The organism is Kitasatospora sp. NPDC088160 (genome assembly GCF_044741445.1).
Classification (GTDB): Bacteria; Actinomycetota; Actinomycetes; order Streptomycetales; family Streptomycetaceae; genus Kitasatospora.
The window spans coordinates 63,109-74,612 of the sequence record NZ_JBIUSS010000037.1 but is presented as its reverse complement, the minus strand read 5'-3'; the positions used below and the strand labels follow the sequence as shown (position 1 = coordinate 74,612).

The following is an 11,504-nucleotide window of genomic DNA, read 5'->3' as shown; positions in this document are numbered from 1 at the left end:
AACGACGCCGTCTCCGAGGTGAACCGGTCACCGGTGAGCTGCATGCCGTCACCCGAGTCACCGGCGAAACGGATGATCACCCGGTCCAGTCGGCGAATCGGCTTGCTCGGAGTGGCCATGGGACTCTGCTCCTTCGGGCGGTCTACGTGGGAGACCCGGTGGATTGGTGTTCGGCGAGCTTGAGGGCCTCTTCCAGGAGACGTTCGACGATCCGGTTTTCGGGGACGGTCGCGACGACCCGGCCCCGGACGAAGATCTGGCCCTTGCCGTTGCCGGAGGAGACTCCGATGTCGGCTTCCCGGGACTCCCCGGGGCCGTTGACGACGCAGCCCATGACGGCGACGCGCAGGGGGAGGGGGAACCCCTCGAAGGCGGCCTCGACCCGCTGGGCGAGGCGGTGGATGTCGACCTGGAGGCGTCCGCAGCCGGGGCAGGACACGATTTCGAGCTTCCTCGGGCGTAGCCCGAGCGAGGAGAGGATGTGGCAGCCCGCCTTGACCTGCTCGGCGGGCGGTGCGGAGAGGGAGACCCGGATGGTGTCGCCGATGCCTTCGGCGAGGAGGACACCGAAGGCGACGGCGGATTTGATGGAGCCCTGGAACGCGGGGCCGGCTTCGGTGACGCCCAGGTGCAGGGGGTAGTCGCAGCCGGCGGCGAGGAGCCGGTAGGCGGCGATGACGGTCAGCGGGTCGTGGTGCTTGACGGCGATCTTGAGGTCGGTGAAGCCGTGCTCCTCGAACAGCGAGCACTCCCACAGCGCGGACTCGGCCAGTGCCTGGGGCGTGGCGCTGCCGTGCTTGGCGAGCAGGCGCGGGTCCAGGGAGCCGGCGTTCACCCCGATCCGGATCGGGACCTTGGCCGCGCCGGCGGCCCGGGCGATCTCCTTGACCTTGTCGTCGAACTTCTTGATGTTGCCGGGGTTGACGCGGACCGCGGCGCAGCCGGCGTCGATGGCCTGGAAGACGTAGCGGGGCTGGAAGTGGATGTCGGCGATGACGGGGATCGGCGACTTGGCGACGATCCTGGGCAGGGCGGCGGCGTCGTCGGCGGAGGGGACGGCGAGGCGGATGATGTCGCAGCCCGCTGCGGTGGCCTCGGCGATCTGCTGGAGGGTGGCGTCGATGTCGGTGGTGGGGGTGGTCGTCATGGTCTGCACCGGGATCGGTGCTCCGCCGCCCACGGGGACCCTGCCGACGTGGATCTGCCGGGAGTGGCGGCGGGCCGCGAGAACGGGTCCATCACCGGGCGCGGGCCCGGGGCCGCGACGGCCGGGCGGGGTGGGGTCGGGGAGGTCGACGCTGTTCATGACGTGCTCCGTGTGGAGGATGGTGCCGGCAGGGAGGCGGCCGAGGGGGCGCCGTGCTCCAGGAGGCGGCGGGCGGTGTCGGCTATGGCAGGACCGCTGATCCCGGCGGCGGACAGGAGGGCGCCGCGCTCACCGTGGGCCAGGAACCGGGTGGGCAGGCCCAGGGCGTGAACGGGCACGGTGACCCCGGCGTCGGTGGCGTGCTGGGCGAGGAGGGCTCCGATGCCGCCCTCGCGGACCCCGTCCTCCACGGACAGGGCGATGCGGTGGCGTCCGGCCAGATGGACGAGGGCGGGGTTGACCGGGGCCACCCAGCGGGGGTCGACCACGGTCACTCCGATGCCCCGGGCCGCCAGGAGTCGGGCGGCCTCCAGGCAGGCGCCGGCTGTCGTGCCGATCGCGACCAGCAGCACGTCCAGGGGCGCGTGTGGGGAGCGGTGCAGGACGTCGATGCCGTCCATGGTGGTCAGCGGGTCGATGTCGGCCGCGGCGGCGGCTTTGGGGAAGCGCACCGTGCTCGGGCCGTCGCCGGACTCGACCGCCTCGCGCAGCAGGGCCCGCAGCCGGGCCGGATCACGGGGCGCGGCGACGCGCATGCCCGGGACGCGGGCCAGGACCGCGAGATCCCACAGGCCGTGGTGGGAGGGCCCGTCGGGGCCGGTGACCCCGGCCCGGTCCAGGACGAAGGTGACCGGCAGCCGGTGCAGCGCCACGTCCATCAGCACCTGGTCGAAGGCCCGGTTCAGGAACGTCGCGTACAGGCACACCACCGGGTGCAGGCCGCCCATCGCCAGCCCGGCGGCGGAGGTGACGGCGTGCTGCTCGGCGATCCCCGAGTCGAAGACCCGGTCGGGGAACTTCCGGGAGAACGGGCCGAGCCCGACCGGCAGGCGCATCGCCGCGGTGAGGGCGACGAGGTCCTCGCGCTCGCCTCCCAGGGCGGCGAGCTCGGCGGCGAAGACGGACGTCCAGGTCGGCTTGCCCGTGGTGCGGGGGCGGCCGGTGGCCGGGTCGATGACTCCGCAGGCGTGCATCCGGTCGTCGGTGTCGGCTTCGGCCGGTGCGTAGCCCTTCCCCTTGGTGGTGACGGCGTGCACCACGACCGGCCGTCCGAGGGCAGCGGCGCGGCGCAGTGCGGTCTCCAGCGCGGGGGTGTCGTGGCCGTCGACGGGGCCGAGGTAGGCGAACCCGAGGTCGGTGAAGACATTGCGGTCCGGTGTGACCTGGCCGCTCTCGCGCAGCCGGGCCAGGTGGGCGGGCAGTGCACCTGCGCTGGGGTCGTAGGAGCGGGTGTTGTCGTTCAGCACGACGATGACCGGGCGCCCGGCGGCCCCGAGGTTGTTCAGGGCTTCGAAGGCCAGGCCGCCGGTGAGCGCGCCGTCGCCGACGACCGCCACCACCCGCCGTGCCGCTCCTCGTAGGTGGAAGGCCTTGGCCAGGCCGTCGGCGTAGGCCAGGGCGGTGGAGGCGTGGGAGTTCTCGATCCAGTCGTGCGCGGACTCGGCCCGGCTCGGGTAGCCGGACAGCCCGCCCTGCTGGCGCAGGGTGGCGAACTCCCGGGCGCGTCCGGTGAGGACCTTGTGCGGGTAGGACTGGTGGCCGGTGTCGAACAGGATCGCGTCACGCGGCGAGTCGAAGACCCGGTGGAGGGCGATGGTCAGCTCCACCACACCCAGGCTCGCGCCCAGATGGCCACCGGTGGCGGACACCCGGTCCACGAGCAGGTCCCGTATCCCGGCCGCCAGCCGGTCGAGTCGGCCGGGGCGCAGGGCGCGCAGGGCGGCCGGGGTTCCGGGGAGGGGAAGTGGTCCGTGAGCGGTGGGGGGCACCCCGGTACCGGTGGCGGTGCGTCTGCTCTTCTCCTCGGTGGTGGGGCGGGTCTCCCCGGCTCGGGATGGAGGGTCGATGGCCGTCATGGGGTGAACACCTTCTCGAAGCGGACGAAGTGGATGGTGGCTGTGGCGCGCCGATCGCCGTGGACGGTGACCGACAGTCGGAACCGAGGAGTGCTCACGGGCGCTCCCGGACCGGGGCCGGCGGCGCGAAGTACATGTCCTCCACCGCGGCGGTGTGCTCCACGACCGTCACCGGCCCCCACCGGTGGAGGGCCCGGATCACACCGGTCACCAGGGCCGGTGGGGCGGACGCTCCGGCGGACAGACCGATGGTGCCGGCGCGCTCGATCCAGGCCGGGTCGATGCCGTCGGCGTCCTCGACGAGGTGCGCCTCGGCACCGGCGCGGCGGGCGACCTCCACCATCCGCACCGAGTTCGAGGAGTTCGCCGAGCCGATGACCAGGACCAGGTCGCAGCGCTCCGCGACTTCCGCCACGGCCAGCTGCCGGTTGGTGGTCGCGTAGCAGATGTCGTCCGACGGGGGCTCCCGCAGGGCCGGGAAGCGGCGGCGCAGGATGTCGACGACCTCGCGCGTCTCGTCCACGGCCAGGGTGGTCTGGGTGAGGTAGGAGACGCGGGTCCCGTCGGGGACCTGGAGAGCGGCCGCCTGCGCGGGGGTCTCGACCAGGACGATGGAGGCGGGGGCCTCACCCAGGGTGCCCTCGACCTCCTCGTGCCCGGCGTGCCCGATCAGGACGATGGTGTCGCCGCGAGCGGCGAAGCGCCTGGCCTCGGAGTGGACCTTGGTGACCAGCGGGCAGGTCGCGTCCACGACGGTCAGCTCGCGGGCACCGGCCTGGGCATGGACCTCAGGTGACACACCGTGGGCCGAGAAGACGACCGTGGCACCGGCCGGTACCTCGTCGAGTTCTTCGACGAACACCGCTCCCCGGGCGGCGAGGCCCGCCACGACGTGGGTGTTGTGGACGATCTGCTTGCGTACGTACACCGGCCCGTTCCGGTCCGGGGCGTCCAGCAGCCGTTCCACGGTGTCGATCGCGCGCTCCACCCCGGCACAGAACGAGCGCGGCGAGGCGAGAACCACCGTCCTGTGCCGCCGGGCGGCGGGCGGCGGAGGAGGTGCGGCTGCGGGGGTGCGGTCGGGTTCGGCCGTCACCGCGACACCCGGCCACGTGCGAGGACGGCGAGCGGTGTGGTGTCGGCGGGGCGGTGCAGGGCGCCCGCCGCATCGGTACGGACCAGTAGGGGCATCAGTCTCTCCTGAGGGATGGTCGGGTCCGCGAGGTCCGTGCGGCCGGCGGGCGGGGGAGGCCCTTCGGGCCCGCTGCCCCGGTTGTCCGCGCCGGCTCGGTGGCGCACTCACGCATGGGTGAGCAGAGGACCTGCGGCGGAGGCGTTCGCTGAACCTGCCGGGGAATGCTCACGTGTGTCCAGTGAGCCCCAGCCAGGTCATCCGGCGTAACTCTTCTTCATGGCATGCTTGTTGAACCTCCTGCCGTGTTGAACGACCTTGAACGACTCCGAACTGCCGTATATGGGAACAAATTTGCCCCAGTAGTCGGCCGTCCAGGGCGTCTCGGGGAACCTTCAGTACCTTCGAGTGAGGCCAACGGCCGTTCGGGTGGGCGCGGGGCGGATGGGCGTTGTCGCTGTGAAGGCGCCGGGTGCCGGGGCGTCAGAGTACGTGTTCAACGCCGGGGATTCCCGTGTGCGGATCCCGTTCTGTCCGGCGTCCTACTGACGCGTGGGCAGGGAGAGAACCGCAGTGAAGAGAACGCTCAGAAAAGACCAATGGGCCGTTCTCGTCGGGCCGTTGTGCCCGGACGAGGCCCTGGTCCCGACCCTCCTGCACCATCCCTTGCGGGGTCCGGTCGATTGCCGTGGAGCCGAACTCGTGGCCGGGGCTCTGCGCCGCGCCGGGCTGCGGGTCCGCTACCAGGACTTTCCCGTCCCGACCTGCGGCGGGGCCGGGGCGCTTCGGCCTGCGGCCTCCGCCACGGCGACGGGTCTCACCGTGCCCGCGGGCCTGACCGTGACCGGCGGGGCAGTTGGAACCTCGTTGTGGACAGGGGATCCGCCCTGGGAGGAACTCGGTGCGGGTGCGGGTGCGGGTGCGGGTGCGGGGGGTGGCGGGGCGGTGCGGGCGGTGACCTACGTAGGTCGAAACGGTGCCGTGGTCGGGCTGGCGGTGGTGACCTCCGCAGGCGCGGATGCCCCCTCGGAGGAAGCCGTGCGCGCACTGGACAACTGGGCGGCGGTGCTGCGCACGAGGCGGCTGGTGTCGGCCGGCGTCGCACCGCTGTGTGCAGGGGCGGTGCGGGCCCGTGAAGAGGTCGACGCCGTACTCAGTGGGACGGCGGGGCCGGTGGCGGTGGTGGGCGGTTTGCCGGTCGATGCCCTGGTGGCGGCCCGGTGGCGGGCGCGAGGGGTGGTGTCCGTCGCCGTGGCGGAGCAGGTCCCTCCGGGCGCGGTGGCCGTGATCGGCCCGGCCGGCGCCACGCCCGAGGTCCGGGCCGGACTGGCCGGGCGCGGTGTCACCGTCGTCGACGCGACCTGCGGGAAGGTCGCGGACCTCCACGCGCAGATCCGGGCCTTCGTCGCCGGCGGCGAGGCCGTGCTGGTCGCCGGACGGTCCACCGACGCGGTGACTCCCGGTCTGACCGCCCAGGCGGCACCCGGGCAGGTGAAGGTCCTCGAGAACCTCGAACATGCCATGGCGGTGCCCGTGCCCGACCCGGCACGGGTCGCCGTCGTCATCGCCCCCGGGCGGCCGGTCGAGGACGCCGAAGTCATCACGGAGACCGTACGTGCCCGCTTCGGACACGTCCTTCCGCAGAACCCCGCCAGCTACTGCCATGCGGCCGACGACCGCGCGCACACCCTGCAGCGCCTGGCCCACAGCTGTGACACCGTCCTGATCGCCGGGCTGCTCGACGAGCCCGAGACCCGGGAGGCCCTGCGGGTCGTCGAGGAGGCGGGCGCTCCGGCCCGCCTCATCCACAGTCCCGAGGACATCCGTCCCGAATGGCTCCGGCACACCGCCGCCATCGGGGTCACCGCCACCAGCACGACCGATCCCGCGCTGCTGACCCGGATCCTCCACGCCCTCTCCGGCGCCGGGCCCACCGCTGTCACCACCCAACACACCACCACCGGCGGCGGGGTGGCGTCCGTACCCCGATTAGCGTTCGGACGACGCTTGAGGCGAGGCATCCGCCGAGCGCGCCGAACGAACCGTCGGATACGACCGGCTTGAAGGCGCGGCGGACCAGGGCCGACCAGGCCCTGTCCGGCCGATCCTGCCGGGCCCGCGATGCCGGGCATCCGCCCCAAGCCTCCGGCCGGGAGAGCCGCGGGCCGATCCGCCAAGATCAGCCGGACAGGACCTAAGGGATCCGGCAGTCCTCGTGGTGGATGGGGTGGCGCAGGAGCTGGGCGGCGGCCGGGACGCGCTGGTAGCTGCGCAGACGGCCGCGCATGGTGTGCAGGGCCGCGGTGGCGCGGGCCGACTGCAGATGGGGGTAGTCGTGCAGGAAGGCGTGCCAGTGCTGGCAGGCTTCCTCCAACTGTCCCTTTTGAAGGAGGAGTTCGGCGAGTCGCGCGGTGGTCAGGGCCCGGGCCCGGCGCTCGTCGGACGGCCTGCGGGTGAGGGAGTGGGACAGAACGGCGCATGCTCGCGAGACGTCGCCGGTTGATGCGAAGACCTCGGCCCGCTGGTGGTTGAGGGCGGCACTGTGGTAACCGCCGGTGGTCCGGTGCTCGTCCTGGGCGTCGTCCAACAGGCTTTGCGCCCGGTCGAGTTGGGTGAACGCCTCGCGGCGCCGGTCGGAAGCGGCGAGGGTGACGGCGAGCTGCCCGGTGATGAACGCGGCCGAACCCGGTGGGAGTCTGGTGACGTAGGCCGCCGCGGCCTGGGCCAGGTTCAGGGCCTGCGCGCGGTCGCCCATGTGGTTGGCCTGGACGCTCATCTGCCGCAGGACGATCGCGTGCCGCAGCGGGTCGGCGGCCTCGATGGCGAGCTCCGCGGCGATGCGGTAGTAGGTCTGCGCGGCGCCGTGGAGGTGCTCGTCGAAGCAGGTGAAGGCGGTGAGGTAGGCGAGGTCGGCGGCGGCCTGGCGCAGTTGCCGGTGGAGCGTGGCGCCGACGGGGCTGGTGAGTTGGGGTGCGATGTCGGTGGCCAGGTAGGTGGTGAGGGCCGGGCGGGTCCGGGCACCGCCGAACATGTCGTCCGCGTCGGCGAACACGGTGGCCATCAGGTTCGCGGCCTGGACGTGGGCGGTACTGACCCGCGTTCTACCGCTCGGGCGCGGCGAGGGTGCGACAGCCACGGGCGACCGCAGGGTCGGGTCGTAGGGGATCAGGCGGAGGGTGCGGGGGCTGACGGCCGAGGCGGCACCGAGTTGCTCCAGCCGCACGGCGATGTCCGGGGTGGTGGGCTTCTCGACGGTGGCGGCGGAGGGGGAGAGGCCGGCGGCCTGGGGCGTGATCGCGCGGTGGAGGGCGTCGGACAGGACGTGGCAGACGATGTCGGCCACTTCGGGGCGGGGGCGGGAGCCGAGGAGCCAGTGCGCGACCGAGGTGCGGTCGTAGTGCAGGGGCAGGGCGCGAAGGCTGCCGACGGCGTTGACGGCTCGGGCGAGCTGCTCGTTGGTCCAGCCTGTCTCGTCGAGCAGAGCCCGCAGACGGGGATTGGGTGTGTTTCGGGGACTCACGGTGAACCTCGTGGTCGCGGCGGAAGCGACGTCGTGGGCGGGTGCGGGGCGTTCAACACGACGAGAGGTTCAACAACCCTGCCGCTAAGCAGAGTTACGTCGAAGCGGCTCGCCAGGGCTTACTGGACACACTGTGGGCGCAGCCAGGCAGGTCTGGCAAGCGCCCCGGTGAAAAGCCCTTCGTGCGCCCCCGGAGTGAGAGCACCACTCGGCCGGGGCGGCAACCGGTGTACCGAACGGAGAAGCATGATGACGGCCAGGACCCTCGGCTCCGAATCACCCGACCTGACAGTGGTACGTACCCAGGTCGACGGCATCCTCGACGGCTTCCTCACCGCCAAGGCCCGTGCGGCGACCGCGCGGTACCTGCCCGGGGAGATTCCCCGGATCCTGCACGACTTCCTCTCCTCCGGCGGCAAACGCCTGCGCCCCCTGCTGTGCGTGACCGGCTGGCGCGCGGCGGGTGGCGAAGGCGATCCGCGGCCGGTACTGCGGGTGGCGGCGTCGCTGGAGATGTTCCACGCCTTCGCCCTCATCCACGACGACATCATGGACCGCTCCACCACCCGCCGCGGCCACCCCACCGTCCACCGTGCCCTCGCCACCCTGCAACGCGAGGGCCGCAGCGAGGCGGCCGCCGACGACCTCGGGGTCGGCTCCGCGATCCTGGTCGGCGACCTCGCCCTGGCCTGGTCGGACGAACTCCTCCACACCGCAGGCCTCACCCCGGGCCGGCTCGTCCGCATCCTGCCGCTCATCGACGCCATGCGCACCGAGGTCATGTACGGCCAGTACCTCGACCTCGCCTCCACCGGGCACCCCACCGACGACGTCGACCGGGCACTGGCGATCATCCACTACAAGACCGCCAAGTACACCTGCGAACGCCCCCTGCAGATCGGTGCCACCCTCGCCGGAGCCGACGACGAACTGCGCACCGTCCTCAGCGACTTCGCCCTCCCCCTCGGAGAGGCCTTCCAACTGCGCGACGACCTCCTCGGCGTCTACGGCGACCCGGACCGCACCGGCAAGCCCACCCTCGACGACCTGCGCGACGGCAAGCACACCACCCTCGCAGCCCTCGCCCTCAAACTCGCAACCCCGGACCAGGTCGCCCGGCTGCGCCGGCTCCTGGGCGACCCCGACCTGACCGAGGAGCAGGCCGAGGACGCCCGACGCGTCATCACCGCCACCGGCGCCCGCGACATGGTCGAGCAGATGATCCGGGCCCGCTGCGCGCAGGCCGACCACGCCCTCTCCCGCAGCACGATCCCGCCCGCCGTGGCCGCCACCCTGCGCGAACTCGCACGGGCCGCGACGAAGAGGACCACATGAGCGCAGTCGCACCGGAAGGCGACCGCCCGTCCTGGCCGCCCCTGTGACTGCCGGGCTGGTGCGGGTCCCACCGTCCGGGCCCTCGGGAGAGGTCGCTCAGGCCGTGCGGAGCACCGAAATCGAGCACCTGATCCACCTGTTCCGTGACCGGGCCAACCGAGTTCTCACCACGGCTACGGCCGTGCGGAGCCCATCGCGAACACGTACCAGCACCGGCAGTTCGCTCTGCCGCGCGCGCACCGCAGATCACGTCCAAGGAGAAGTAGCCGTGACCACAGACACCCAGGAATCCGTGTACTGGAACGCTCAGGCTGCCGGTCTGGTCCCTGCGGGATCAAGGCCCGCTGAGCTGCTGTCGGGCCTACGGGTCGGGTCCGCCGCGGAAGACGACAGCACCGACCCGGACGACGTCCACCGGCAGAGTCATGCCGGGGCGCCTCATGGGGAACGGGAGCACGATACGGTCCTGCGGATCGCCACAGCGCCCGCCTATGTCCCCTACCAGTCTCCGCGGATGGAGGTGCACCCGGAGGGCGAGCGGATGAGCTGGTCGGCCATCGCGGTGACCAGGTCGCGCGAACTCCGGGAGTCGGTGGCCTCAAGCGCCGTGGGGGACACGACGCGGAAGGTCGTCCTGTTCGCCAAGGACAGGCTGTGGGACGGCCGTTCATCCGAGTCGGCGCGAGCACTCGCCGAGCTGTGCGGGATCATTCCCGGTAAGGGCGGCGAAGTCGCCGAGGTGGCGGAAGAGTACCTGCGCCGGGGAGCCGAGCCCGAGCGGCGTTCTCTCGAAGCGATGGCCGTACGGGACCTCTGGGGAGCCTTCCAGGCCGATGTCACCATCCGGTGTACGGACTGGCGCATTCCCGACCTGAGCGCCTCGCTGATGGCTGCGAGCATGGGGATCGACTACCCGGACGCACCCGACGACAGCGGAGCCGTCGGGCTGGAGCCGTACATCGACGCGAGCAGTGAGGGCATCGCCTGCCTCAGCGGGAGCGCCGCCCAACAGGCGTTCCGGGACAGCACAGTCACCTGTGCGGTCATCCAGATGAAAGAGGAGATACGGACGGAACTCCTGAACGCTGTTCCGGCCGCCGGCCCCTGCGCCGTTGTCCCACCCGCCTCGGCCCCCGCACCAGCCGACTATCTGGTCGCACGCTGGTGGGACGGAGACCTGCCGGCGATCCTTCGCCTCACGGTCGGCTGGGCTCCCTACCGGCACCTGTCCACCGACCGGGGATACTTCCCCGGCAGTGACCGATGCGGAAGGATGTTCCGCGCTATCAACGGCCCCCTCTACTACAACGCCAGCGTCGATCTACTCCACGACTACGGTGCCAAGGAGGCGTTCAACGAGCTTCACCTGGCACTGGCGAGCGGAGACGGCCGCAACCTGATCGGCTTCGCCGACGCCCTCGCCGCGGCCACCGACGAGGCGATCGCCTGCGACTGCGGACGCGACGGCCACCAGGTGGCGGCAGAGATCGCCATGGGCGCGTGCGTCTACTTCGCGCTCACCCCCCGCTACTTCCTCCGGCGCCAGCTCGCGGCGCTGTCCCACACCGCCCCGCACACCAACGGCTCCTTCCTCCCGTCACAGGAAGCAGCCAGGGCCACCGCCACCACCGTGCTCCCGCCCGGCAACATGATGTACTCCCCGAACTGGACACCGCTCTGGCGTACCGCGCCCGAACCGGACGACACCACGTGGGCCGAGGCACTCGCCCACCGTGCGACCCGGCGCTACTTCGCCACCGACCAGACCCAGCACCCCATCGGCCAACGCTGCACCGCGCTGACCCGGGACATCATCGAGCAAGCCGCGTGCCTGACCGACGGGCCCGCCTTGCGGTCGATGGCGGACCGCTGGCGTGACCTGTTCCGTCTCATCGCCACGCATCCCAGCATGAGCACGGCGAGCAACGCCCCCGACCCAGACGTCGTGGAAGAACTGGCAGAGCTCGTCAGCCGCGTCTGGACCAACCTCATCGCAGGTTCCCACGCCCCAGCAGCACCGACGGGCGAAAGCGATGCTCATCTGAACATCGACTACCAGCACATCGTCAGCAAAACCTATGATCAGGGCCCCTTCGGCTTCGCGCTGCGGCGGTCACTGTACGGCGCCGTGACCACTGCCATCGAGCTCGCAGGCCACAACCCCTACGCCCGCCTGATCGACGGCACAGGCCTGGCCTGCTGCCCTCAGCAGGGCGAAGCGGTGCAGGCGCCGACTTCGTGAAGTGGATCGGGTCTCGGCCAGACCGTGTGGGGGACACGCTGGCTCGCCGGGCG

Annotated in this window: 7 protein-coding genes; 3 read left to right on the top strand and 4 right to left on the bottom strand. The window is 71.9% G+C overall.

What is annotated here, in order from left to right; all coding sequences use genetic code 11:
- Positions 1 to 142 precede the first annotated feature (142 nt).
- The 3 genes from ispG to ACIOGZ_RS38675 form a co-directional block, all read right to left on the bottom strand.
- The gene (gene ispG / locus ACIOGZ_RS38685; RefSeq protein WP_400811876.1) at positions 143 to 1,306 is read right to left on the bottom strand and encodes a flavodoxin-dependent (E)-4-hydroxy-3-methylbut-2-enyl-diphosphate synthase; all 1,164 of its coding nucleotides are present in this window, start codon (positions 1,304 to 1,306) and stop codon (positions 143 to 145) included.
- Positions 1,303 to 3,222 carry a 1-deoxy-D-xylulose-5-phosphate synthase gene (locus tag ACIOGZ_RS38680; RefSeq protein WP_400989373.1) on the bottom strand — a complete coding sequence of 640 codons (1,920 nt, stop codon included), beginning with the start codon at positions 3,220 to 3,222 and terminating at the stop codon, positions 1,303 to 1,305. Before ACIOGZ_RS38680 ends, ispG begins: the two co-directional genes overlap by 4 nt.
- 94 nt (positions 3,223 to 3,316) lie before the next feature.
- On the bottom strand, positions 3,317 to 4,318 hold the full coding sequence (locus ACIOGZ_RS38675; protein WP_400989372.1) for a 4-hydroxy-3-methylbut-2-enyl diphosphate reductase: 1,002 nt from the start codon (positions 4,316 to 4,318) through the stop codon (positions 3,317 to 3,319).
- A gap of 1,074 nt (positions 4,319 to 5,392) precedes the next feature.
- On the opposite strand from ACIOGZ_RS38675, the gene ACIOGZ_RS38670 reads away from it, so the two are divergent.
- The gene (locus tag ACIOGZ_RS38670; protein ID WP_400989370.1) at positions 5,393 to 6,418 is read left to right on the top strand and encodes a hypothetical protein; all 1,026 of its coding nucleotides are present in this window, start codon (positions 5,393 to 5,395) and stop codon (positions 6,416 to 6,418) included.
- 130 nt (positions 6,419 to 6,548) lie between these two features.
- Here the strand turns inward: ACIOGZ_RS38670 and ACIOGZ_RS38665 are convergent, their stop codons facing one another.
- Complete coding sequence (locus ACIOGZ_RS38665; RefSeq protein ID WP_400989368.1) at positions 6,549 to 7,874, bottom strand: tol-pal system YbgF family protein; 1,326 nt, start codon at positions 7,872 to 7,874, stop codon at positions 6,549 to 6,551.
- A 246-nt stretch (positions 7,875 to 8,120) separates the two neighbouring features.
- Here ACIOGZ_RS38665 and ACIOGZ_RS38660 point away from each other — a divergent pair, with 246 nt between their 5' ends.
- Both ACIOGZ_RS38660 and ACIOGZ_RS38655 read left to right on the top strand, forming a co-directional pair.
- Entirely contained in the window at positions 8,121 to 9,209 is a 1,089-nt protein-coding gene (locus ACIOGZ_RS38660) for a polyprenyl synthetase family protein (RefSeq protein ID WP_400811881.1), read from the top strand.
- A 268-nt stretch (positions 9,210 to 9,477) separates the two neighbouring features.
- Positions 9,478 to 11,451: a hypothetical protein gene (locus tag ACIOGZ_RS38655; RefSeq protein ID WP_400989366.1), complete on the top strand. Its 1,974-nt coding sequence runs from the start codon at positions 9,478 to 9,480 to the stop codon at positions 11,449 to 11,451.
- The last annotated feature ends 53 nt before the right edge of the window (positions 11,452 to 11,504 follow it).